This window comes from Clostridium estertheticum (genome assembly GCF_018861295.1).
Classification (GTDB): domain Bacteria; phylum Bacillota; class Clostridia; order Clostridiales; family Clostridiaceae; genus Clostridium_AD; species Clostridium_AD estertheticum_D.
Genome location: NZ_JAHLDM010000035.1, coordinates 1 through 26168 on the forward strand (window position 1 = coordinate 1; position 26168 = coordinate 26168).

Annotated in this window: 25 protein-coding genes; 8 read left to right on the forward strand and 17 right to left on the reverse strand. The window is 29.8% G+C overall.

Going from position 1 to position 26168, the window contains the following annotated elements; translation table 11 throughout:
• Positions 1-233 precede the first annotated feature (233 nt).
• From KPL54_RS23050 to KPL54_RS23065, 4 genes are all read right to left on the reverse strand, one after another.
• Entirely contained in the window at positions 234-761 is a 528-nt protein-coding gene (locus KPL54_RS23050) for a hypothetical protein (protein WP_216108841.1), read from the reverse strand.
• A 63-nt stretch (positions 762-824) separates the two neighbouring features.
• Positions 825-2492: a medium-chain fatty-acid--CoA ligase gene (gene fadK / locus KPL54_RS23055; protein WP_216108842.1), complete on the reverse strand. Its 1668-nt coding sequence runs from the start codon at positions 2490-2492 to the stop codon at positions 825-827.
• Positions 2493-2772: 280 nt separating this feature from the next.
• Positions 2773-3915 (reverse strand): acyl-CoA dehydrogenase, encoded by a 1143-nt coding sequence (locus KPL54_RS23060; protein WP_216108843.1) that lies wholly within the window; start codon positions 3913-3915, stop codon positions 2773-2775.
• A 128-nt stretch (positions 3916-4043) separates the two neighbouring features.
• Complete coding sequence (locus KPL54_RS23065) at positions 4044-4889, reverse strand: 3-hydroxybutyryl-CoA dehydrogenase (RefSeq protein WP_216108844.1); 846 nt, start codon at positions 4887-4889, stop codon at positions 4044-4046.
• Between the two features lie 485 nt (positions 4890-5374).
• On the opposite strand from KPL54_RS23065, the gene KPL54_RS23070 reads away from it, so the two are divergent.
• Complete coding sequence (locus KPL54_RS23070) at positions 5375-6274, forward strand: LysR family transcriptional regulator (protein WP_216108845.1); 900 nt, start codon at positions 5375-5377, stop codon at positions 6272-6274.
• Positions 6275-6658: 384 nt separating this feature from the next.
• Here KPL54_RS23070 and yiaK read toward each other — a convergent pair whose 3' ends face one another.
• The 4 genes from yiaK to KPL54_RS23090 form a co-directional block, all read right to left on the reverse strand.
• Positions 6659-7663, reverse strand: coding sequence for a 3-dehydro-L-gulonate 2-dehydrogenase (yiaK, locus tag KPL54_RS23075; RefSeq protein ID WP_216108846.1), 1005 nt, complete (start codon positions 7661-7663; stop codon positions 6659-6661).
• Between the two features lie 50 nt (positions 7664-7713).
• On the reverse strand, positions 7714-8184 hold the full coding sequence (locus tag KPL54_RS23080) for a YhcH/YjgK/YiaL family protein (protein ID WP_216108847.1): 471 nt from the start codon (positions 8182-8184) through the stop codon (positions 7714-7716).
• Between the two features lie 116 nt (positions 8185-8300).
• Positions 8301-9620, reverse strand: a complete 1320-nt coding sequence (locus KPL54_RS23085; RefSeq protein ID WP_216108848.1) for an MFS transporter — start codon at positions 9618-9620, stop codon at positions 8301-8303.
• Positions 9621-9684: 64 nt separating this feature from the next.
• Entirely contained in the window at positions 9685-10155 is a 471-nt protein-coding gene (locus tag KPL54_RS23090; RefSeq protein WP_216108849.1) for a YhcH/YjgK/YiaL family protein, read from the reverse strand.
• Positions 10156-10587: 432 nt separating this feature from the next.
• Between KPL54_RS23090 and KPL54_RS23095 the strand changes: the two genes are divergently transcribed.
• The 3 genes from KPL54_RS23095 to KPL54_RS23105 all read left to right on the forward strand — a co-directional run bounded on the left by KPL54_RS23095 (position 10588) and on the right by KPL54_RS23105 (position 13463).
• The gene (locus KPL54_RS23095) at positions 10588-11583 is read left to right on the forward strand and encodes a LacI family DNA-binding transcriptional regulator (protein ID WP_253203730.1); all 996 of its coding nucleotides are present in this window, start codon (positions 10588-10590) and stop codon (positions 11581-11583) included.
• A gap of 121 nt (positions 11584-11704) precedes the next feature.
• Positions 11705-12901: an MFS transporter gene (locus tag KPL54_RS23100; protein WP_216108851.1), complete on the forward strand. Its 1197-nt coding sequence runs from the start codon at positions 11705-11707 to the stop codon at positions 12899-12901.
• 10 nt (positions 12902-12911) lie between these two features.
• Entirely contained in the window at positions 12912-13463 is a 552-nt protein-coding gene (locus tag KPL54_RS23105; protein ID WP_216108852.1) for a TetR/AcrR family transcriptional regulator, read from the forward strand.
• On the opposite strand, the gene KPL54_RS23110 is transcribed toward KPL54_RS23105, so the two are convergent.
• Together KPL54_RS23110 and KPL54_RS23115 are read right to left on the reverse strand one after the other, a co-directional pair.
• Complete coding sequence (locus KPL54_RS23110; protein WP_216108853.1) at positions 13429-14850, reverse strand: sensor histidine kinase; 1422 nt, start codon at positions 14848-14850, stop codon at positions 13429-13431. The genes KPL54_RS23105 and KPL54_RS23110 overlap by 35 nt on opposite strands.
• 16 nt (positions 14851-14866) lie before the next feature.
• Positions 14867-15571: a response regulator transcription factor gene (locus KPL54_RS23115; protein ID WP_216108854.1), complete on the reverse strand. Its 705-nt coding sequence runs from the start codon at positions 15569-15571 to the stop codon at positions 14867-14869.
• A gap of 151 nt (positions 15572-15722) precedes the next feature.
• Here KPL54_RS23115 and KPL54_RS23120 point away from each other — a divergent pair, with 151 nt between their 5' ends.
• Genes KPL54_RS23120 through KPL54_RS23130 form a run of 3 tightly spaced genes read left to right on the forward strand, consistent with a single transcriptional unit; the run spans position 15723 to position 17930 of the window.
• On the forward strand, positions 15723-16448 hold the full coding sequence (locus KPL54_RS23120; protein ID WP_216108855.1) for an ABC transporter ATP-binding protein: 726 nt from the start codon (positions 15723-15725) through the stop codon (positions 16446-16448).
• Between the two features lie 2 nt (positions 16449-16450).
• The gene (locus KPL54_RS23125) at positions 16451-17206 is read left to right on the forward strand and encodes an ABC transporter permease (protein WP_216108856.1); all 756 of its coding nucleotides are present in this window, start codon (positions 16451-16453) and stop codon (positions 17204-17206) included.
• A 4-nt stretch (positions 17207-17210) separates the two neighbouring features.
• On the forward strand, positions 17211-17930 hold the full coding sequence (locus KPL54_RS23130) for an ABC transporter permease (RefSeq protein ID WP_216108857.1): 720 nt from the start codon (positions 17211-17213) through the stop codon (positions 17928-17930).
• Positions 17931-18013: 83 nt separating this feature from the next.
• Here the strand turns inward: KPL54_RS23130 and KPL54_RS23135 are convergent, their stop codons facing one another.
• The 6 genes from KPL54_RS23135 to KPL54_RS23160 all read right to left on the reverse strand — a co-directional run bounded on the left by KPL54_RS23135 (position 18014) and on the right by KPL54_RS23160 (position 23862).
• Positions 18014-18772 carry a hypothetical protein gene (locus KPL54_RS23135; RefSeq protein ID WP_216108858.1) on the reverse strand — a complete coding sequence of 253 codons (759 nt, stop codon included), beginning with the start codon at positions 18770-18772 and terminating at the stop codon, positions 18014-18016.
• Positions 18773-18971: 199 nt separating this feature from the next.
• Positions 18972-20861 carry an FtsX-like permease family protein gene (locus KPL54_RS23140; RefSeq protein ID WP_216108859.1) on the reverse strand — a complete coding sequence of 630 codons (1890 nt, stop codon included), beginning with the start codon at positions 20859-20861 and terminating at the stop codon, positions 18972-18974.
• Positions 20858-21652, reverse strand: coding sequence for an ABC transporter ATP-binding protein (locus KPL54_RS23145; RefSeq protein ID WP_071612154.1), 795 nt, complete (start codon positions 21650-21652; stop codon positions 20858-20860). Before KPL54_RS23145 ends, KPL54_RS23140 begins: the two co-directional genes overlap by 4 nt.
• Positions 21653-21751: 99 nt before the next feature.
• On the reverse strand, positions 21752-22771 hold the full coding sequence (locus tag KPL54_RS23150; protein ID WP_216108860.1) for a sensor histidine kinase: 1020 nt from the start codon (positions 22769-22771) through the stop codon (positions 21752-21754).
• On the reverse strand, positions 22768-23442 hold the full coding sequence (locus KPL54_RS23155) for a response regulator transcription factor (protein WP_216108861.1): 675 nt from the start codon (positions 23440-23442) through the stop codon (positions 22768-22770). Before KPL54_RS23155 ends, KPL54_RS23150 begins: the two co-directional genes overlap by 4 nt.
• A gap of 3 nt (positions 23443-23445) precedes the next feature.
• Positions 23446-23862 carry a hypothetical protein gene (locus KPL54_RS23160; protein ID WP_216108862.1) on the reverse strand — a complete coding sequence of 139 codons (417 nt, stop codon included), beginning with the start codon at positions 23860-23862 and terminating at the stop codon, positions 23446-23448.
• Between the two features lie 201 nt (positions 23863-24063).
• Here KPL54_RS23160 and KPL54_RS23165 point away from each other — a divergent pair, with 201 nt between their 5' ends.
• Positions 24064-24870, forward strand: coding sequence for an MBL fold metallo-hydrolase (locus KPL54_RS23165; RefSeq protein WP_216108863.1), 807 nt, complete (start codon positions 24064-24066; stop codon positions 24868-24870).
• Positions 24871-24965: 95 nt separating this feature from the next.
• On the opposite strand, the gene uxuA is transcribed toward KPL54_RS23165, so the two are convergent.
• Positions 24966-26033, reverse strand: coding sequence for a mannonate dehydratase (gene uxuA / locus KPL54_RS23170; RefSeq protein WP_216108864.1), 1068 nt, complete (start codon positions 26031-26033; stop codon positions 24966-24968).
• Between the last annotated feature and the right edge of the window lie 135 nt (positions 26034-26168).

The window sequence follows — 26168 nt, forward strand, 5'->3', positions numbered from 1 at the left end:
ACCCTCTGCTAAAGCTCTTATTTGTTTAAGGTATGCCTGAAACTCTTTTTCATTTAATTTTGACATTATAATTCCTCCTTAAATTTTATTTAATTTATGTTTAAATTGCTTGTTAAATTATTATCTAAACTTGATAACAAAATAAGTATAGCAAAATCTTTCTGAATATTCTAATAGTTATTTAATGAAATCAATAGACTATCTGCATGTATTTATTATATAAGCTTATATACTTATGATTGCCAACTTGCCTGCATCTTTTCTAATGGAATTTTAATTAATCCCATTCCTTTTATGTGTACATAAATTTCAAATTCCCTTTTACACCTAAACGTGCATTCTAAACATGGATCTTCGTCACAATACACATATGCATCTTCATCTGCTAATGCAAACACAAAAGATGTTTTTTTTAAATTAGTTACATACTTTAATTGTCCACCTGTAAATGTTTTAAGATAAATCCATTCTATACAAATATCATCCTCCTTTATTTTCCAGAAAACTTCTACTGCATTTTCGTTATATCCTCCTGTTATTTTATAATCAATCAATACCTTCTCCAAAACATCTAAGGGATCTTTTGCCTCTAATGACACCATTATTTCATTACAGCACATAGGAGCAGCTCCTTCTCTCAGACTAGATGCCTGAAAGACGCTTCCGCAATGTCCGCAGTAATAAAATATTAGTTCCGGACATAGAACCTTAGGTTTTTTTGGTTCTCTGGATCTTCTGGGACCAAATTCTTGTTGTTGCATTCGGATTCCTCCTCGCCCTTTACTCCTACTTACAAATTTTCTACAATAATTCTATACTTTTTATTATTTAGATATTAAAATAGGCAATCCATCAATTATTTTTTTCTCTTTTTCCAATTTTTCTTTAATAAACTTACGCAGAACAAACTTTTGGACCTTGCCAGACATCGTCCTAGGAAGACTTTCCACTATTTCTATACGCTCAGGATGTTTTCCCTTGCACACATTTTTTTTGCATAAAAAGGCTTTTATTTCTTCCAATGTTAATCCCTTATTCGGATTATTTAATACTACATAAGCACAAATCCTTTCACCCAAACGTTCATCGAACATACCTACTACACCAGTTTCACGAATGTTAGGATGTTGAAGTAAAAGTTCTTCAATTTCATTACAGCTTACATTCTCTCCACCACGAATAATAATGTCTTTTTTTCTACCTGTTATTCTTATATATCCATTTTTATCTATGATACAAAGATCTCCACCATAGTACCAACCATCTTCATCTAAAACATTTGCTGTTAATTCGGTTTCTTTAAAATATCCCATAAAAACATTTGGGCCACGTGATGCTTCCTCTCCCTCAACACCCACTGCCACTGGTCGACGTTTTTCATCAACCGCGCGTATTTCTGTACCTTGTACAACTAAACCATCTGTGTTAATTACTCTTTCAATAGGATCATCTGGACGTACTACCGTATGTGGTACACTTTCTGTGGCTCCATAACAACTAATAATTTTAATACCTTCTTTCAAAGCTTCTTTAACCATATGTCTAGGTATAGGAGCACCCCCACATATAAAAAAACGTAGTGAAGATATGTTATATTTCTTTTTTTTAAGTGCAATTAATATATCATATACAAATGGTGTAGATCCCATACTAACTGTACACTTTTCATTTTCAATTAAACTAAGGCTTGTATCTGAATTAAATATATCCTGTAGTACACTTTTAGCACCCAACATAAATGGTAATATCACTCCGTGATGAAAACCAGTAGCATGTGTCACTGGTGCAGGCATTAGCATAATGTCAAGATAATTGAAGTTAATTGAAGCAGCAAACGCTTTTTCACTAGAAATAATGTTATTATGTGTTAACATAACACATTTAGGAAAGCTCTCTGTTCCAGAAGTAACCATAACTGCCGCCAAATCATCCGCACCACATTTACTATTACATTCTAGAGGAGAATGTTCCCTTATTACCTTCTCTAAGGTAATTCCATTTATAACTTTCTTTCCTTTATCCACCATGACAACCTGAATAAGACTTGGTATCTTTGGCGATATAGATTTTAACATTTCAGCATAGTCATAATTTTTAAACTCAGAAGGAATAAATAATACCTTGGTTTCACATTTATTGAGAATATATAATAATTCATCAGCATGAATTCTCGTACAGATTGGATTTATAACTGCTCCTATTTTCAAACATGCAACATAAATGACTGTAAATTCAGACCATCCAGGTAATTGAACTGATACAATATCACCTGGTGTAACACCTGCTTTCTTTAAAAAAGTTGCCACCCTCCCAGCAGCGTCATCAAGTTCTGCATAAGTATAAATGCTCCCCTGTAGATCTATAACTGCCACTTTCTCTGGGACTTTTAAGACAGTTGTCTGCCAATAATCAGCCAGAGTGGCGTCCCCCCAGTAACCCATCTTGCGATATTCACGCTTTCGTTCTTCATTAAATTTAAATTCCATAGACATTTTATCACCATCCTTACACATATATATTTTTATAGTTTTTTAATACACAATTCTACTTTCTTTATTTAATGTAAGTATATCAAAACCGTTTACATAAAACTAATTGATAATAAGCGTACAATTTATAGAATATGCCTATTGATTGAACTAATTCTACTATACGTTAAAGAAAAATCCTCTAAAAAACCGTACACCAATTAAATTTGGTGTACGGTTTATAAATTACCATCATTATGAAAATTATATTCTTAATCAAGTTCAGCTGCAAACTAACTTTCTTCTATTTAACTCCCATCCATCCTGAAATAACCATTTTCATTACCTCTGATGTGCCCTCATATATTTCAGTTATTTTCGCATCTCTCATCATTCTTTCAACTGGATACTCCCTGCAATAACCATATCCTCCAAAAAGCTGCACAGCTCTACGAGTTACATCACTTGCTACCTCAGATGCTACTAACTTTGCCATAGCAGCTAAATGACTAAATGGTTCATGATTATCCTTTGCACAAGCGGCCCTGTACACTAATAGTCTTGCGGCATCAGTACTCGCCTGCATATCAGCCAATTCAAACTGACAATTCTGGAATTGTGATATTCTTTTTCCAAACTGGACTCTTTCTTTCACATATAATACAGCCTCATTAATGGCGCCTTGTGCAATGCCAAGCGCCTGAGCCGCAATTCCAATTCTACCTCCATCAAGAGTTTTCATTGCCATACTAAATCCTTTTCCAACTTTACCTAATAAATTTTCCTTAGGAACAATACAGTTTTCCATTATAAGCTCACAGGTAGATGAACCACGTATACCCATTTTTTCTTCTTTTTTTCCTATAGAAAATCCTTTAAAATTTTTTTCAACAATGAATGCAGAAATACCCTTTGTTCCTAATGTCTTATCTGTCATAGCAAGAATAACGTATACATCTGCTTTTCCTCCATTAGTTATAAATATTTTAGTACCATTTAAAATATAGTTGTCGCCATCTAGTACTGCCGTTGTTTTTTGCATAGACGCATCTGTTCCTGCTGATGGCTCAGTAAGTCCAAATGCTCCAAGCCATGTACCCTGTGCAAGTGGTACTAAATATTTTTGTTTTTGCTCTTCTGTTCCAAATTCATAAATTGGTGAAGCACACAAAGATGTATGTGCTGATACAATTACGCCAGTCGTAGCGCATGCTTTTGATAACTCCTCTACAGCAACCGTATATGTTAAGTAGTCAATTCCAGATCCACCATACTCTTCTGGAAATGGGATTCCCATAATTCCAAGTTCAGCCATCTTTTTTACAGTTTCTTGTGGAAATCTTTCCTCCTCATCAATTTCATGAGCTAAAGGTTTTACCTCCTTCTCCGCAAACTCTCTGAACATTGTTTGTAAATCCTTTTGTTCCTCATTTAAATTAAAATTCATAATTTCTACCCCCTATTTAATATCATCACCTTTTCTGTGATGTTATGATATTCTAAAATATTACCTTAGTCATTAACAAAATATTAGTTATCCTTAATTTCCACCTTAAAATATGTTTTACTTATAAACTAATTTGTATAGTTAAAAAATCCTTTTCCTGTTTTTCTCCCTAATAATCCTGCTTTGACCATTTTTCTAAGTAATGGGTGTGGTCTATATTTTGAATCGCCAAATTGTGTATATAATACTTCCATGATAGCTAAGCAAACATCGTTTCCTACTAAATCTCCTAATGCTAAAGGTCCTATAGGATGATTTGCACCAAGCCTCATTGCTTTATCAATATCATCTGCACTTGCTACTCCTTCAGCTAAAATTCCTACAGCCTCGTTTATCATAGGTATTAATATTCTGTTTACTACAAATCCTGGTGCTTCTTTAACTTCTACTGGATCTTTCCCCAGAATCTTAGTAACTTCAATTACAGTTGTTTTAGTTTCATCAGAGGTAAGTATACCTTTTATAACTTCTACCAATTTCATTACTGTTACTGGGTTAAAGAAATGCATACCTATAACCTTATCTGGTCTTTTAGTAGCACTTGCTACATCTGTAATTGATAATGAAGATGTATTTGTAGCTAGTATAGTTTCGTTCTTACATATTCCATCTAGCTCAGCAAAGATTTTCTTCTTAATTATCATATTTTCAACAGCAGCTTCTACCACAATATCAGCATCCACTGCTAAATTTATATCTGTAGTAGTGGTTATTCTCGATAAAATATCATTTTTAGCGTCAACTGTTATCTTTCCCTTTTTAACACTTTTCTCTAAATTCTTAGTTATTATTGCCATACCTCCTTTAACAAAACTTTCTTCGATGTCTCTCATAATTACGTCATAACCAGCCTGTGCAAAAGTCTGAACTATTCCAGAACCCATCGTGCCTGCTCCTAATATAAATACTTTCATTTTTATAACCATTCCCTTCACTACGCTCAAGATAGAAAACAGAATTAAGCTGTTACCTTTTGAGCTAATTTGTTTAAGCCATATACATTCTGGGCATACCTACCCATTATATCTACATTTAATATGCGTCACAGCCTCCTCTGGTTTAATAAGCTTATGTTCATAAAATTCCCCCACCTATAAAATTAAATGTGTGTTTAATTTTATTTTTATGCATAATCTAAATGTTCTTGTACTACAATTATAACAAAACCGTTTTCATAAAACTAATTGATAATCATTACATAATTTATAGAATCTATAGCATATATAATGTTTCACATTAATAAAATATGGTAATTTCATAGAAAATCTCTATAGTTTATGATATAATAACTATTATATGAAAACGTTGACAAAGCTGAAAAACTATAATTTGTAAAATACCTTTACTATTAATATGGTTCTTTTCAAATTTTTACTAAGCTTTTTAAGGGGTGATTTCAATGCATTTAAGGCAGCTAGAATACTTCTATGTGTTAGCTCAAATGGAACATTGTACTAAGGCATCTGAAAAATTGTACATTACACAACCTAGTTTAAGTCATGCCATTTCTGAACTAGAAAAAGAACTAGGAACACAATTATTTGAAAGAGTAGGCCGAAATATTAATTTAAACAAATATGGACGTTCTTTTTTCCCACATGTAGAAAAAGCATTGGCTGAACTTAAACTAGGTGAAAAAGAGTTGTTGAAAATGTCAGATCAAAACAAAGGACAAATAGATTTAGGATATATTTGTCCTTTAAGTTTTCACTTTGTTCCAAGTATCGTCTCAGCTTTTCTAAGCAACCCTAAACATCAAAAAATCAGATTTACATTTGGTCAAGGCACTACTCAAGATCTTATTTCTGACCTTAAGGAAGAAAAATATGACTTAGTTCTTTCATCTTATATAGAAAATGATACAGAAATTGACTTTACTCCAATAGCTCAAGAAGAATTAGTGGTTATTGTTTCAAAGAATCATCCTCTCGCCAAGCTACATAGTATTACTTTAGAAGAAACAATACTCTATCCATATATACTCTTTAGTAAAAGTAGTGGGTTACGTGCTGTTATTGATAATGTTTTAAAAGAGGTAAGTATTACACCTATAGTTGCTTTCGAGACAGAAACTGATACTGCTGTAGCTGGTCTTGTAGAGGCAAACCTTGGGATAGCAATCGTTCCAAAAATGCCATCTTTAAAAACCATGGACCTCAAAGTAATAAAAATCAAGAATCATATAAGCAAACGATTTATTTATATAGCTAATATTAAAAATAGATCCTGTACGTCTGCCGTAAGTTTGTTTCATTCCTTTGTTATAAATTATCTGAAAGAAAATCATGTTAAAATATAAATAACTGTTAATTTATTAGTTAACTCCATTTATCTACCCTATATGCGAAATTTCTAACTTATTTATAATAAACATTTATTATATTAGTGTTCTTGAAATAGGTAGTATTATCTTTATATTTGGCTTGTTGATTATTAAATAAAGATATTACATTGCTTGTTTTAATTCATCTTTTCCATTGAATTTTTCAATATGTATGAAATATTTACCTCTCCCATAGTGTAAGAACTTTTCTTTGGCGGAAAAAGATATCCAATCCGCCTTCTTAAAATATTAAGGTTAGCATAATCTATTCTACAATGTCTTAGTTTATAATAAACCGTACAAAAAAAATCATCTTTATTTAGATGATTTCCTTAATATTATCTTGCTTTTTTAATATACTTACATGTTTTCTATAGCTCTCCAAATCTTTTCATCTACTGGTATACCTTCTGCTAAATTTTTATTTCTTGTATTTAATGTTCTCTCACCAGGGTAGAAAATCTCCCTATTTTCATCCACTCTTTCTGAGGCTTTAATATCCTTTATCACTTCATTAACTGCCGTTTTTATAAACTCACTATCCGTTGCCTTACTTGGGTCAATAGCTATAAATATTTGTGATAATTTATATTCTGCTACTCCATCAATTTTCCCTACCTTATATGATGAGTTACCACCAGATAAAATTGTAGCTATTAGATCTAATAATATAGACAAACCAGACCCTTTCCAATATCCTATTGGTAAAACTCGTCCTGTCTTTTCAATTTCCCCTGGATCTCTTGTAATATTGCCCAACGAATCATAACCCCCAGGTACTGGCAATTGTTCATTATTCAATTTAGTTACCTCAATTTTACCATAAGAAAACTGTGCCATAGCCATGTCTACTACCACATGACCATCAACTTTAGGAACTGCTAATATAAGAGGGTTATTTCCTGTCCTACTTTCCTTTGCACCCCAGACTGGCATGTTAGGAAGAGTATTGGTCCAGCAAATACCAATACATCCTGCATCAGCTGCCTGCCATCCATAACTACCACCACGCATCCAATGATTAGTATTTTTTAATGCCACGCATCCTATAACATTTGTTTTAGCGAGTTCAATAGCCCTGTCCATGCAAAATTTTGCATTTAAATTTCCCATTCCTATATTACCATCCCATTTTTCAAATGCTCCCATTCCTTCAATTTTACTTGGAACAGCATCTACATCGATATATCCTTTTTCTATATATTCTATTACTCTTGGAAATCTAACATACCCATGAGAATAAACTCCGTCACAGCTAGTCTGCGTAAATAATAAAGCTGATGCTTCTGCTCTTTCCTCACCAAAACCTTTTTTTATTAATACTCTCTTAAATTCATTTTTCATTTTCTCAAAAGAAACTCTCATTATAATATCTCTCCTTTTCGTGTAATCTATATTTTCAAACCAATATAATATTAAATAACTGACATCTTTATTTTTATATTAACCTTTCTAACTATACCTTGCTGATTACATATACACCAAGACCGGTGAACATCTTGCGAAAAAAATATAGCGAAGCTTCCTTTCACCATTATTAAATCAAATTCATTTTCTACTTCATTATAAAAAATAGAATCTTTTTCTTCTAATAACTCTTCACAAATAATGTTATTAAAAGTATCCCTTGCATAACCTATTATTTCATTTCCTAAAACAGAAAACTGTATTTCCACATATTTTCTGTGAACTTCAGCTATTGCTTCTTTTTTAAATTTTGTTTCTCTGTCTACTACCTGAGCAATTATGTCATCTCCCATGATATTATATACACCAGTTTTCATATTAACAAAATCATTGTCTTTTAAATAGTTAATTGCCTTTATTATTGATTTAGAATAGACTTTTTCTATATCGCAAATGTTATTAATATTACCAAATATCATATTAAGACCTCACTAAATCTGATTTACCCTAAAAACTGCTTTTCTTAATGAAAGGGCTTTCATTCCCACTAACCCTGGTTCTATTATACCTTAGTTTATGGTTTTTTTATATTTATTTATACATTTTCACTATTTTCAACATTTATTGCTGCTATCGAGTGGGCACAATCATCTTTTTCCTTTGGCAATGTAGTTGTAATTATAACCGCGATCACTAAAGATAACACTAAACTATATATACTAATATTGTAACTGAATGTTTGCATTAAGAATCCAACTAAAAATGGTCCTAGGAAACCGCCAAGATTACCTAATGCATTTATGATCCCAGTAGCACCACCTGCTACCTCTCCACTGAAAACATCTGGTGGGATTGTCATAAACACTGCTGATGCAGCCTGGAGGAAAAATCCACAACCAACAAGCATTCCAAAAGATAACCATACAGATTGTTGAAGTCTTACTGATAGATATAGACATACTGCAAAACCTATAATTGGCATTATAACGTACCTTTTTTTCTTCCTTGTTTTGTCTGATAAAGATCCAAAAACAAACAATCCAATTATAGTTGCAATATACGGAAATATTGATAAAAATCCAACTTGATCCATTCCTGTTTTGGTTAAGTTCTTAAGTATTGTTGGAAGCCATAAGGTGTATCCATAAACACCAGTTTGATAAAAGAAGAATATCAGCACTAATTTCCATAAAGTCCTGTTAAAAAGGATTTCCTTTAAAGTTGCCTTCTTCACCTGTTTTTTATCGAAACATTCCTGTTCTTCGCGAAGTCTTTCAACAAGATAATCTTTTTCCTCTTTACTAATCCATTTAGCAGTTTCAGGCCTATCGCTTATTAATGGTAACCAAACTAAGATTAATAAAAGTGATATTATACCCTCTATTATAAATACATAATGCCAATTATATTTAACTAAAATATATCCTGAAAGTGGACCTGTTATAATAGATGCAATTGGATTATTCATTATAACAAAGGCAGTAGCACGGCCACGTTCCTCACTTGGGAACCAATGACGAACTATTGTAAGTACTGCTGGCATAACGCCACCTTCAGCAACTCCTAGCAAAAATCTAAGAATTAATAGTTGAGTTATATTTGTCGCAAATCCAGACATTATAGCAAGAATTCCCCATACCACAATGGTTCCTGCTATAAACTTTTTAGCACTTCCATGCTCTGCGATTTGCCCTCCAGGAACTTGAAGAAATAAATAACCTACAAAGAATATACCAGCTGCTATTCCTGCAACGCTAGATGTCATTCCAAGTTCCTTACTCATTCCTCCTGCCATTGCAAACCCAATATTCGTACGATCCATAAAAGCTACTATATATACAAAAAGTATTGGTGGAATTATGTGCATCCAGCGTTTACTTGGGATCTTTACTTTTGAACTCATATTTTCACTCATATCTACACACCCCTATGATTATTTTAAGTACTCGTTTACAAATGTCATTCACTTATATGCTACTTCAAAGTATCTCTGTATTTATCTTTACAATTACTTTTCTTATTAAACAATGACCTCCTATTAAACAACCAGGTCTATGAACATCATTTGGGAAAAGCACTACAAAGCTGCCCTTATTCATTATTAAATCGATTTCATCATCAATACTCTTATAGAATTTAATATCCTTTTCATTTAAGAGATCCTCTAATACTTCATTATTACCAGTATCTCGAGCAAACCCTATTTTTTCTTTTCCTTCTACAGAAAATTGTACATCAATATATTTCTTATGAACTTCTGGGTTTACTTCAGCTTTTTCTCTTGTTGTAATGTCTACTACCTGAGCAAATATGTCTTCGCCCTCAATTTTATAAACTCCTGGTTTCATACTTAGAAAATCACTCTCTTTCAAATAGTTAATAACCTTAATTATTGATTTTGGAAGAACCTTTTCCATATCATTAATATTTTTAATATCACCAAATATCATAGATTAACACCCCTTATAAATTTTATTTTTTTAAATATATATTGTTTTACAATTGCAATTTTTATCGCTTAGTTTAAATTGGAAGCGCTTTCATAAGAACTAAGTTTAGTATAATATAACTTCTAACAAAATTCAATAGTTATTTTTATAATATTATCTTTCACCTATATTTTTTTGATAATATAGGTATTTATTGCTTACATTATCTATGGCTTTTTAAACTGTATTTATTTTTATACATTAGTAATATCAGCATTTCTAACCTTTCCATTATAAATTTGACTTTATCCTAATTAATAAATATAATTAAGTTAACTAATTAATAAATAAATTTTAAAATCTAAATGTCACAAGAAATAATTGTGTATATACCGCTTTTATCTTGTATGCGCTTTCAATTTTTTAATTAGAGTTTAAGATTTATACGGAGGAATGACTTTGAATATATATGATATTGCAAAAGAAGCTGGTGTCTCTATAACCACCGTGTCTAGAGTTCTTAACAACAAAGAAAATATTAGTAACAAAACTAAAGATAAGGTTGAAAAGGTTTTAAAAAAATATAATTATATACCCAATGCTATAGCCAGAGGTTTAGTAACTAAATCTATGAAATCTATAGGCATCGTTACTACTAATATTACTGACATGCATCACGCTAAGTCTGCTTACATAATGGAAAGGGAATTTAACAAGTTGGGTTATTCTGTTATGCTTTGCAATACCGGTGCAAGGACCGAGGAAAGCATAAATTATATTAAAATGTTATCTGAGCGAAATATAGATGGAATTATTTTAATGGGGTCAGTATTTAATAATAAAGATATACAATCATCAATTTCCGCGTACCTTAATCATATTCCAACCGTACTTCAAAATGGATTTTTAGATATGGAAAATACCTACTCAGTATTAGTAGATGACTCTTATGGTATTTCTATGTGTGTTGATCATCTCTTTGAGAAAGGCCATTCAGATATAGTATACGTAAAAGATATGGATACCTACAGTGCAAAGCAAAAGAAAGAAGGATTTCTAGTTGGAATGAATAAGAATGGTTTAAAACTAGACGACAAATCCATTATAAATACACAGTGTGGATTAGATGGTGGTCGGAATGCTGTAAAAAAACTTATTAACTTAGGTAAAAAGTTTACTGCGATAATTTTTGGTGAGGATGTTACTGCAATTGGTGCTATAAAGGAGCTTCGAGACTTAGATATTAACGTACCTAAAGATGTTGCTATAATAGGTTTTAATAATTCAATACTCGCCGAGTGTTGCTACCCAGAGTTAACCTCTGTTGACAATAAAGTTGAAACAACAAGTTTTTTAAGTGTTAAATTATTAAGTGATCTTATAGAGAAAAAAAATGTAGCATCAAATATACTAGTTCGCCCAGAACTAGTAATTAGAAAAAGCACTTAATTTAAATTTAAGATTATCCATAATTAACTTCTATTGACAATATTGCAAATAAGAAATATACTTTTGATTAGGAAACCGTTTTAGTTTTTATAGTTTCCCGTTTGAAAGGTGATGTATTAATATGAAGAATAAAATATTTACTCGAAATGAATTATTATTTCTAATTACGATAAGTTTAGCTTTAGGAATTAGACAAATGGCAATGACTATAGTTATGCCCTTTATTTCAACTTACAGTAGAACTTTAAGCTATAGTAATGCTACTTTGGCTGGTGTATCCCTTGGTATTTTCGGACTAACACAAGCTATCTTCCAAATTCCTTTTGGCATATGGAGTGATAAAATTGGAAACAAACGTGTGATTTTAATAGGACTTTTGCAAGTAATAATAGGGCTAGTTATTGCCTTCTTTGCTAAAAGTATATATATGCTTATTTTCGCTAGAGCTTTACAAGGAAGTGGAGCTATCCTTGCATCTGGATATTCCTGGCTTATTTGTAGTGTGGATAATAAAAAAAGACCTCGAGCTTTAAGTATTTTAGGAATGATTGTTGGTTTTTTTGCAGCATCAGCATTTGCTTTAGGGCCTTTGATTAATAACTATATATCAGTAAGGCAAATGTTTCTAGTATGTGCGCTTTTAATTTCTTTAGTATGGATTATCATATTGTTTTTCTTAAAAGAAACTCATGATGAAAGTTCTTGTGCAATACCCGAAAATCAAATTAAGATAGGAGAAGGCATAAAAGTTTTATTAAGAAATAAAAAATTTCTAGGACTTAATTTAGCAGGATTTTTAAATAATTATATAATGGTATCAGTATTTTATATAGTCCCCATATATCTTGAAAAAATCACTGGTACTAGTGGAATGTGGAAAATTTTTATGCCAGCAGTAATTATCGCTATAATATTTATGAAGAAATCTATAATATTTGTTGAAAAAGGCTCTAGTTCAAACTTAATTATGCTGGCCTTCATTTTAAGTGCCATAGGTATATGCTTTTATTTTAAGAATCAATCATTTTACTTTATATTGATAGGAAGCATATTATTTATGACAGGATATATTTTACTAGCTACTGTAATACCTTCTGCATCTAATGATATTGCTGAAAATAGCTATAGAGGCGCGGCAAATGGAATAATAAATAGTTTTCAATATATTGGATCTTTTGTAGGTTCGGTTATCACCGGTCTCTTATGGAGTAATCACAAAAACATTGCTCTATTTTTAATAATAGCAATATGTATAATGGGCCTATTCACTGTAAAAAAAGCTAAAAGAAGCTCTTTTAAGAAAATAAATTTAGGATAGTGAGGATAAAATGAAAGAAATAATAATGAAAATTGCTGCCCAAAAGATACAGACATATGGGTTAAGAAAATTTACTATGGATGAAATTGCTTCAGAACTTAAAATGAGTAAAAAAACTATATATAAACATTTTAAAAGTAAAGATGATATTATATTTGAATATTTTAAAGAAATAATAGAAAGTGATAAAAATTACACTATTGAATCTATAAAGGAAGCTGGTTCTTTAGAAGATAAGTTGAATTCAATAATTTTTTCTTATCATAAATATAAACTTCCCATTAATATACTAGATGAAGCACATAAGTTTTATTATGATGAATGGAATAAACTCCAAGATCTAAAGGATTTCAAATTAAAACTCATAGAAACAACACTAAAAGAGTCTATGGAATCAGGAGTTTTAAGGAATGATATTAATCTAAATCTTATCAGTTCCATCTTAGAGAGTGTTAGTAACACATTTCTAGATTACAATTTCTTAAGCAAAAATAACATGACAATGAAAGATGCAATGAATGAGACGATTACAATATTACTTCATGGTATTTTAAAGATATAGTTAGAGTAGTGCCCACGGATATTTCGCTTTCGATATTGCAATAACCATTGTGAAGCTTAATTATGTCACTCGCAATAGCCATTCCTAATCCTGAACCTTTAGAATTAGTAGTTGTATTAGTTCCCCTATAGTATCTTTGAAATATATAAGGAATATCTTCTTTCTGTATTCCTTTTCCATTGTCTTTAATAACAACCTTTATAAAATCATTATTTCCTATTATATCTACTGATAACCTAACACTACTATCGTTATATGTAAGAAAATTTATAATGAAATTGAAAAGGGCTCTTTTAATCAGGTGAGTATCAATATTTAATAATATAGAAGGATTCGTACTATTAAAATTTATTTGTCTAGATATAAACTCAGGACTTAATAACAATTCATTAATAATATTTTGCGTAAACTCAACAATATTAGTTTTTTCTAAATTTAGTACTATGCAATCATTTTTTAATTTATAACTAAAATTCAAATCATTTATAAGAGATTCCATGTATAAAGATTTTTCATAAATTATAGTTGTATATTCTTTTACTTCTTTCTTAGAAAATGAATAGTCTTTATCCATTAATATTTCTGAAAATCCTTTAATAGAAGATAAAGGAGTTTTCATGTCATGTCCTATAGAAGCAATCCAATCTTCTCTTAACTTATCTAATAATTCCTTTTCCTTTATATTTTCGAGTAACGTAACAGATAACGCGTTTAGATTTCTAAAAATATTTTTATATAATCCTTTTTCTTTTAAGACAGTACTATAATTTCCTTTTACAAGAGTATCTATATTATCAATGATATTTTGTAGAGGATTACCTATTTTTTTAGCAAAATAGAAATATGAAAAACAAATAATAATTACTATATTGGCTGCTAAAAGATATACTATATTTTTGGTTAAAACGCTTTTAGCTTTAGTTGGGCTATATTGAATATTATATTTGGCCACTACATTAGTAGGAAATCCAACAAAATATGAGTACTTAGATTTACTAAATTTTTTTTCATATATAAAAACCGTGCTGTTTGCAATATCATATTTATAAGCATGAACAAAATCTATAGGTGTATATTTAGTAATCACATCTGCCGGTTTATTAAATTCATAGATTTCTTGTAAATTATTGTCTACTATTTGAATCCACAAATTATTTTTAGAAGCAATCTTCTTTCCTTTATCATTTAAAACTGGTACAGAACCATTTAATTCAATATACTGGTTCAATATTTCAGCAGAGCCTAAAGGATTTGACTCAAAGCGAGCGTGATTAAATAAATTGGCAATTATGAACATATTAAAAATAAAAAGTATAATAAGTATTATTAATAAACTTTTAATAAAAATATTGGATATCTTCGTTAATTGTGGTTTCTCATGTTTCATTTAATTCAATACCTCTCTATAAAATAAATTTGTAACCTACTCCTTTTACTGTAATTATATATTTAGGGTTAGATGCCAATATCTCTAACTTTTCTCTTAACTTTCTTATATGTACCATAATTGTATTGTCATAACCCGTAAATGTATCCTCCCAAACCTCCTGAACTATTTGTTCTTTTGATAATATTATATTTGAATTTTGAATTAGGAAAGTTAGTAATTTAAGCTCCTTTGCTCTTAATAAATAAATTTCACCATCTTTTTCTATCTCGCCTTTTTTCAAATCAACTTTGAAATCCTTAGTCTCAAAGATATAATCTTCTTTCATAAATGATTGCTTAGTAAGTTCAATTCTTCTTAAGTGTGCTTTAATTCTAAAGGCAACTTCCTTAGGAGAAAAAGGTTTAGTTACATAATCATCGCCACCGATCCCAAGTCCCAATAGTTTATCTATTTCTTCTGATTTAGCTGATAAAAATATTATTGGGCACATACAAAATTTGCGTATTTCTTTTAAAACAGAAAACCCATCTAAATTAGGCATCATTATATCTAAAAGTATTAAATCAGGTTTATATGTTCTACATAAATAGATTGAATTCACACTATCATTTATTGATTTTACATTAGTAAATCCTTCTTTCCTAAGTACTGCAGTAAGTAAAATTAATAAAGCATCCTCGTCATCAATTATAAGAATTTTATTATTAGTTATGTCCAAAGTATCACCCCCACCTATATATAATACACCTTCTTAAAATTCTAAAATCATCCCAAGAATATATTTAAGGTTTAGTTAAGGTTTAAATTAACTAGAGATAAGGTGCGTATTATATAGTTATATTATAACAAATTGTAAGGGAGGAATTTTCATGGATAAATATGTTTTAAAGGTCGATAACTTAAGTAAAACATATAAAAATATTAAGGTGGTAGACAATATTAACTTAAATGTAAAAGAGGGGACCATCTACGGGTTTTTAGGTCCTAATGGAGCTGGTAAATCTACAACAATAAGAATGATACTTGGATTAATAAAAGCAACAAGTGGAACTGTAAAATTATTTGGCGATGACATTCCAGAAAACAGAATAAAAGTTTTAAAAAGAATAGGTGCTATAGTTGAATCTCCATCGTACTATGGTCATTTATCCGCATATGACAATTTGAAAATATGGTCAGAACTTAAAGGAGTGAATTCAAATAAAATAATTGAGGTGCTAAAGTTACTAAATTTATCCGAAGCTAAGAGTAAAAAAGTAAATAACTTTTCATTAGGCATGAAACAAAGATTAGGAATAGCCCAGGCGTTAATAGGAGATCCCGATTTTCTGATTTTAGATGAGCCAACTAATGGATTAGACCCAATGGGTATAAGAGAAATAAGAAATCTATTAATATCTCTTGCAAAAGATTTTAATAAAACCATATTTATTAGCTCACATATTTTAAGTGAAATGGAACTTATAGTAGATGATGTTGGCATTATAAACAAAGGTAAACTTCTATATGAAGGATCATTATCTAAATTAAAAAGTGAGCATAAATCGTGTCTTAATCTTGAAGAAATATTTATAAATTTGACAGGAGATATGTAATTATGAATTTAACTAAAACTATAAAGGTAGAATTAATGAAATATAAAAATAGTTTCATTATATATGTGCTATTAGCACCTATAGTAATTTCTTGTTTAATGCTTAATATGGACTTATATTTCAGAAAAAGCTATGTATTATCCAAATATAGTAAAGTTGTTAATGATGGATTTTATGCTTTAATAATAGAAAATCATCTGGCATTAATATGGCCATTACTACTTCTGTTATTTATCATACTAATTAGTATATCCATATTTTACATTGATTTAAAGAATAATTGTTTAACTCATTTATTTGTAAGCCCATTAAAAAGAGTAAACTACTATTTAGCTAAATGGATAATGGTATTATTATTTACTGTACTAGTAATTGTGGTTGAAGCATTTTTACTAGTAGGCCTTGCGAAAATATACAATCTCACTAATAATCTGGATATAGAGCTACTGACTCGATATGTACTATTTCAAATACTAACTTCTTTAGGAATTATAAGTGTGCAGATATTTTTATTTAGCATTATAAAAGATATAGGGCTTTTAATTACAGTTAACATAGTAGCTATATGTGCATCTTTCCCCTTTTTAAGAAATCCTTCTATAATAAAATTTAATCCATATTTACACTTTATGCATAATACACCTTTTTCAGATCCAAATCTTCTAAATCAAGATATAGTATGGTCTATTTTTTACATGATTTTATTTACAGCTATTGGAATAGCATATTTTAAGCATCAAGATATAAAGGAGGAATAACTTAATGTTAAAGATTATTAAAACCGAGTTGTGCAAAATCAGAAGTTTAAAAGCATTAATCATTGCATTTATGATGCCGCTAGTTATGGTCTCAATTGGATTGATTAATGTCTATACAGGAACAGTTAAAGTAGATAATATGTGGGATGCTCTTTATAATCAAAGTTCTATTTTGTACGGTGGTTTGCTATTGCCTTTAGTTATCTGCTTAATAGTATCTCTTTCGTGGAGAATAGAATATAAAAATAACAATATAATTTGTTTAAGAACAACACCAATAGATTTAAATAAGTTGTTTATTGGTAAAATAGTTACAACCTCGATTATAGTTTTGTTAAATGTTGTTTGTTATATTATTATAATTATAGTATTTAAAACCTTACTTATACCCAATGAACCTATAAAATTTTATCTGCTTACAGCCCCAATTATAGGTCTAATATGTACATTTCCTTTGATCTGTATTCAACATCTTTTGAGTATGACCTTCAAAAATTTTATATTACCTGTTGGATTTGGAGTAATGTTCACTTTTTTATCATTTTTAGTACAGGGCACAAAGGCATCTTTATTTATACCCGCTTGTTATATCTATAAGGGATTTTTCTTTGGTGTAGAGAATGTTCTAGTCCAATTTAGTAATTCAATTTTAATATTGGTACCACTGGTTTGTTTTATTGTATTATTTATCGAGTTAAAAATATTTAGAAAGGAGGAATGTTAATTGCTACAAATTATACACGACTTTCATAATGGATAATTCCTAATTCCCCCATAAGGATGCCTATAATTATTGTTATTAAACTTTTATTCTAAATTTTTATACAATTCATCTATATAATAGCCTTCTGTTAATTTTGAACTCAAAGTATTCCATGAATATACTCTTCTTTGCAATTCTTTAATATAATCTTTATTAAGCATTGATTTCAATTCATTAATATGTTCTTCTTTATTAAACTCTTCTAAAGATTTATTTGTTAATATTGATAAAATTGTTTCCCCAATTCCATCAATGCTCTCTTTTAATTCACATTTTATATAATTAACCAATCCTAAAATAAGCAAATATTCTCTTGAAACTTCTTTTACATATTGATTTAAATGTTCATAAAGTAACTGTTGTAAATCTTCTAAATAGTCTATTGATCTTATATATTCACTCATTTCTTTTGCTAATCCTTTATATTTATTTGCAAGGAACACATCTCTGTGTGTACATCCCAATGCTTTTAAGACACTCTTAGTTAAACTTATAGCATTATGAGTATAACTATTTTCAACTATTTCTTTCATAAATTCTTTATAAACATTCATAAATTCATCTGTCAATAATCCAAATTTACTATTTTGTGCTTTTAATTCTTTTTCCATATCTTCTTGAAATTCTTCTCTCATAATTAAAATGTCTAGCATACTATCTATATCATCTAAAGATAGATTATTATCTTGATCTTTTATTAATAACATCAATTGACCTACATATTTTCTAAGTTGTGGTTTTAGCTCTTCAATATTGCCATTATTCAAACCTTTAACAAATTTATCAATTTTTCCATAATACATATATTATTCCTCATTTCTGATTATATTATTTTTTTATCTAAACGTTAATTTTAGAACAAATAAAAAGGCTTTAGCTCAACACACTATAAGCCTTTATATATCAATGCTTTATACAGTTTTCAAGAGGATAAAGATGGTTTTGGAAGCTTTGTTTTTGCAATGTGGCAGCTCAAAAAAGAAGCTTTACACTACTTTTTATTCACATAACTATCTTCATATACTTCCTTGTAGTAGCAATAAAATAACCTACATATACTACAATAAAAGTAATTATACTACTAATAGCTGGCATTAGTATGTTATAATCTATCAGTTTGCTTAAAACAGACATTGCTACGCAGCTATGAATTATACCTACAACTAAAGGCAGTAGATATGATATTCCTATTTGCCTTGTAGTAGCTCTAAAAATCTCCTTATTCGTCATTCCAAGCCTCTTTAATAAAACATATTTATCCTTATCTAAGTAAGCTTCCGATATAAGTTTAAAATAAATAATGCTTCCTGTAGCAATTATGAAAACAAGTGAGAGAAAAGCTCCAAGGAAATAAACTATCCCAAAAACACTGTAGAAAGACTTATCTTTACTGACATTTACATGTAAAGAATTCTTAATAGGTTTAATTGTAATTAACTCCTTTTCTAGTAATTTTATATTGTCTGTGTTATTTATTTTTATACCATTAAACTCATATATTTTGGAAGTGGACCTAAGCAAATTATAGTCTTCATCATTTAATATTAGACAAAGGGGTATACTACTCCCCAAAATAGGAGTTTTAAGTATATTTTTTATAGTATAATTCTTATTAGTTATAGTCGCTTTTACATTTTTATAATCATAAAGACTCATTACAACGCTAGGTGGTGATACATATAAAATTTCACCTTTAGCTAATTTTTCTTTTTTAAAATTCTTTAAATCTTTTACTTTTAGATCAGAACTAATTTTTATAAAATCCGAATATTTTAAAGCCACATATTCCCCAAGTTGTAAATTCATTTCTGCATAAATATGAGGTTTTATAATAATGACTTCTGTACTCTCTTCAAGGATTATATCTTTTTTTGATGATGCTAACTTGTCTCTTACCTGCTGCTTTACTTTATCATCTGATGACATATAAGAGATTTCATAAGGTTTTTGTATAGAATCTCTTATTTGAACAAAATACCTAAGAGAGGCTACAGTTCCATAAGAAGTTAAAGTAATTGTAGCTAATATGGCAACTGCTGCTAGAGTTCTATAATTATTTTTTATTCTAAAGGCAATGTTGGACATGCTTACTATATTTACTCCATTGTACAATATTTTCTTTCGGTTTATTATAAATTTCATTATTATGGAGTAGACAGATCCAAAAAACCAGTAGGTACCGAGTATTACAAATATAATAGCAATAAGGAAATTTGCTTCAAATTTCTCACCACGGGCATGCAATGCAAAGTAATATCCTACAGATATACATATTAGAGATAACAATCCCTTTACATAATTAACTTTGGGAAGTCTTTCTTCTCTTTTGGATGCATTAATCAAGTCTATCAACTTACTTCTGACTATATTTATATACCCTAAAACTGAATTTACAAAGAAAATTACAAAAAATGCTACTGTAGTTTGAATTATTGCTTTAGTAGATATGAAAAAACCTATTTTCATATTAAGTAGTGCTACTTTAGCTAGCATCATTAGAAAGAGTTTGCAGAATACAACTCCCAGTATTAGTCCAACAGCTGTTGCAGTTATCCCCATGAAAATAAGCTCTATGGAATAAATAAGCGCTATTTGAGTGTTGGATACTCCCATAAATGCATAAATACCGATTTCCCTTTTTCTTTGATTTAAGAAAAACGAACTTGAAAACCAAATAAAAAATATAATAAATAATAGTAGTAAATAAGAAACCGCAGTTGATGTTGCTTTAATATAGGAACTAGTTTCATTAGCCTTTTGAAAATCCGGATTATATTTTAGTGCTACAAAATTATAAAAAACAATTACAGAAAATATCATAGACATTATATAAAGGCTATAAACTTTTATATTCCTTTTGAAATTATCGAAAGCTATGCTGAAGGAATTCATTTAGAGTCACCCCTATTTTCTTCCTTTTGTGCGTAATAATCTATTGCACCATTCATTGATGCACCCATGTCCATAATTCTTTGGAAAAACTCTTTTCTGCCTCCATTTTTGTCGAGTTTTGCATGAATCTTTCCATCTTTTATAAACATTATTCGTCTGCAATAACTTGCAGCAAAAGCATCATGAGTCACCATTATTATAGTAGTTTTAGTTTCCTCATTTAGCTGAGTAAGACACTGCAGAAGCTCTGCTGATGATCTTGAATCTAATGCACCTGTTGGCTCGTCCGCAAAGATAACTGAGGGCGAAGTTATAAGAGCTCTTGCGGCAGCTGTTCTCTGCTTTTGGCCTCCTGAGAGTTGATACGGATATTTGTCAAGATGATCTTTTAATCCTAAAAAGCCCGCTACTTCATTTACCCTTTTTATTATTTCAGTATGATTTACCTTGCTAAGGGCAAGAGGCAGAGCTATATTATCTTGGGCAGACATTGTATCTAATAGATTAAAATCCTGAAATATAAAGCTAATCTTGTTTTTTCTGAAATTAGCTAGTTCCTTTCCCTTAATTTTTTTCATATCTTTTCCTTCAAAAAAATAACTTCCGCTAGTAGGTTCATCAATTGTTGATATAATGTTTAAAAGAGTTGTTTTTCCTGCACCAGAAGGTCCCATTATTCCAAGGAATTCACCCTTTTCCACTTTCAAATTAACTCCATCTAAAACGGCCAAGCCCATACCTTTTAAACCATAAATTTTCTTTAAATCTTTAGTTTCAATAACGTAACTCATAAAAACCCTCCTCATAAAATAAAAGCTTACCTTTATTCTAGCTATTAACCGCATGGCTAACCATCGAATTTAAGTTACATTTGTTATTTAATATTACATTTATGTAACCTTGGAGTAATCTGATAATTTATAAAAACATATAGTGAACTCCGTACCATTTCCCTCCTCAGATTTAACATATATATCATGATTTAATTTATGAGCCATCTTTTTAGATAAATATAAACCCATACCTGTAGATTTTGATAACGCTCTCCCATTCTCTCCTGTAAAACCTCTATCAAATATTCTATTTATGTCTTTTTCTTGAACTCCAATACCATTATCTTTAACATAAAGATTAATAGATTTGAAATCTTTTTTAGCATAAATGTTTATTTTCCCGTTCCTAGTCACATATTTGCAAGCATTATTGATAAGTTGGTCAAGAATATAAGAGAGCCATTTTTCATCGGACAAAACATCATAATGTATATTACCTAGTTCTAAATTTATATTTCTTGATATGAAAAGAGTAGCATTTCTTTTAACAACTTTTTTTATCATATTTTCAATGCTAATTTCATTTATTTGTAAGTCCTCTGAGTAGCTAGATGCTCTACTTGTATAAAGCACCTGATTAATAAAAAAATTTATTCGGGTGTATTCAACAATAAGCTGTTCTGCCACATCTGTGTCATCTATTTTGCCAGTTATAAGCTCACATACCGAAATAGGTATTTTTATTTCATGAACCCACTTTATTATGTAATCATTCATTTCCTCAAAGGCTGATTTTACGTTGTTAACTTTCTTGTCTGATTCATCATTTTTAAACCTAACGACGTCTTTTATAAGCTGAGCTTCAAAATAGTAACTATTATGAGGCAGGCTATCATCTACGATTTTTTCCTTACGTATAGCATCGTAAATACCTTTGTAACTATACTTCCATCTTCTATAATCAATAAATACAAATATTAATGATATAAAAAACAGTAGAAAATCCATATATATAATATCGTTAAACTGTGCATCTATAGGCCTACTACTTAAAAGGATTAGATTTATGGTGAAGAAGATACATATGAAATATATTATTTTTAAGCTTGAATTTTTAATGTATGCGATTATATTCATAAAATCATGTACCCATAACCTTTTTTGGTAACTATATAATCCTTTAGTCCCATATCGCTAACTTTCATGCGAAGCCTGTTAATATTTACTGTGAGAGTGTTATCATTAATAAAATTATCATCATCCCATATTCCCCTCATTATCCTCTCTCTAGATATGGTCTTACCCCTATTTTTCATAAGTAGAAGCATTACTTTAAATTCGTTTTTGGTAAGGTCAATTTTCTCTTCTTTATACTGAAGAGTGTTATCCACTAAATTGAGTATTACTCCATCACATTCTACTAAATCAGAGGGTTGCTCACCATAAGAATAAGTTCGTCTAAGCAAAGCATTTATCTTAGCAATTAAAATATCCATAGAAAATGGCTTGGTTATATAATCATCGCCGCCAGTATTCATTGCCATAATAATATCCATATTAGTATCCCTTGAAGAAACAAATATTATAGGAACTTTTGATATTTCTCTAATTTTTCCACACCAGTAAAATCCATCAAAATAAGGTAAGTTTACATCCATAATCACTAAATCAGGCTTTACATTAGCAAACTCTGCAGTTATGTCTTCAAAATCACCTATAATAGAGGTCATAAAGCCCCACTTTATAAGACTTTCATTCATGTTAATGCACAATGCCTTATCATCCTCAATTGTCATTATCTTATACATAATTCACTCTCCTAATTCCACTTTTAAATCTGAAATATAGTTATTCTGCATTTTCTTTAAATCCATAAAAAAATAAGATAAAATCTTAATAATAGGGTTTTTAACAAAGATATTTTCTGTAAAAATTATTTTTGTTCCACCTGATTCTGTTACCGAAAAATGTCCAGACCAAGAACCATTGAACATTTTATTTCCCATATTAAATTCATATTCTCTATGCTCTTTCTTTTTAGTAATGCTAAATTTTGTAGCATTGCAGCTATGAGTGTATTCAATAAACTCTTTACCATCATTAAGAATTTCAATTCTTTCAATATCACTACGCCATTTACAATTACTATTATTGGTAACAACATTCCAAACAGATTTTATATTGGAATTGAAGTATGCTGTAATTTCTGATATTCTTGCTTTTCCCAAAATATTCACCTCTCAAATTATAAATAATTTCCGTTTAATCTACAATTATGCATCAATCTCCAGTTAATTATACCATTATATACCATGGTTTGCTGTGTTTTAAAGTGTTCTATTTGTATAACATTGACATTAAATATAATTACATGATAAAATTCACTTAAAAATAAATTAAGAGTTTATTTATTCTCAGGAGGTATAGATGTGAAATTGAAAGTTTTAGTAGATAATAATACATATATTGACCAATATTATTGTGGTGAACCTGCTGTTTCATATTATATTGAAGATGAGGATGTTCGTATATTATTAGATGTAGGATATTCTGATTTATTTATAACAAACTCAGATACATTAGGTGTCGATTTGCAAAGGATAAATGCTATCATTATTTCCCATGGTCATGATGACCACACAAGAGGATTAAAATATTATTTTGAACAAAACTATAAAAATAGAATATCTATTTTTGCTCATCCGGATGCATTCAAAGAAAAAATAGTAGATACTGTAAAAATATGTTCTCCTATTTTAATAGATGAACTAAAAGAAAAGTGCAATTTAGTTCTTTCAAAAGATTCGATTAAGATTAGTAAACATATGACTTTCTTAGGTGAGATACCACAGGTCAACACCTTTGAAAAAAGAAAATCTATTGGTAAACAAAATGTTGACGGAATTTTTATTGATGATTATGTACTGGACGATACAGCACTCGTATATCAAAGTGAAAAAGGTATTTATATCATTGTTGGATGTTCTCATAGTGGAATTTGCAATATAGTAGAATATGCAAAAAAAGTTTGTAATGATAACCGAGTATTAGGTATCATAGGTGGATTTCATTTATTTGAAGTATCTGAGCGAGTAAACAAGACTATTGATTATCTGAAACAAAATAATATAAAAGAATTATATCCTTGCCATTGTACTTCATTTGCTGTTCGAGCAGAAATACATAAGATTTTGCCTGTAAAAGAAGTTGGAGTAGGCTTAGAAATAGAATGGTGATATATATCTTGGATGAGATGAAAATTATCTAATAAATTATAAATTTAAAAAGAGTAACATCCTAATTAATTAAGATGCTACTCTTTGTTACTTCTTTACTTAGATGATTTATCTATTGCTTCCCATAATCCATTTAAGTATGTTGCACCTAGTGCTCTGTCGTACAATCCGTACCCAGGCATTGCAACTTCATTCCAAATCATTCTTCCATGATCTGGCCTTATAGGTCCTTCCATACCAATATCATAAAGTGCTTTCATAATTTCAAACATATCTAATGACCCATCAGATGATAAATGTGCCGCTTCATCGAACTTACCTGGTGCAAGGTGTTTAATATTCCTTAAGTGAGCAAAATGAATTCTTCCTTTGAAACTTCTAATCATATTAGGAATATCATTATCAGGGTTAGATCCTAAAGAACCTGTACACAATGTTAGTCCATTATTCATAACAGGAACTGCATCTAACATTCTTTGAATGTTTTTCTTATTGTTTATAACTCTTGGTAGTCCATATACAGACCATGCTGGATCATCTTGATGAATAGCCATCTTCATTCCTAACTTCTCACAAGTTGGCATAATTTTCTTAAGAAAGTACACAAGATTTTCAAATAATTTTTCTTCATTAACATCCTTGTAGAGTTCAAATAATTCTTTTACTCTTGCAAGTCTTTCTGGTTCCCAACCGGGCATTATAAATCCATTAGAATTAGAATCTATTTGTTCAAACATTTTAGTTGGATCTATTTTATCAATAATTTCCTGGTCATAAGAAAGAACTGTTGAACCATCTGCTCTCATCTTTGCAAGATTAGATCTCGTCCAGTCAAATACAGGCATAAAATTATAACAAACTAAATCTATACCCTCCTTTGCTAAGTTTTCAAGAGTCTTAATATAGTTTTCTATATACAAATCTCTTGTTGGAAGTCCAATTTTAATATCATCATGAATATTTACACTTTCAATACCACTAACCTCAAGGCCTGCAGCTTCTACTTCTTTTTTCATATTCTTAATTGCCTCTGTACTCCAAATTTCTCCAGGCTTAGTGTCATATAGCGTTGTAATAACCCCTACGCAACCAGGAATTTGTCTTATTTGTTTTAAAGTTACACTGTCATATTTACTTCCAAACCATCTTAGTGTCATTTTCATATTAATATTCCCCTCTTTCTTCACAGTATAATGTAAATATACTACTTATACTTATATGTTTACGTTTTCACATAATTAATACTACCCTACATCTAATGAATAAAATCATCTATAGGCAGTAAATATTTCTAATGA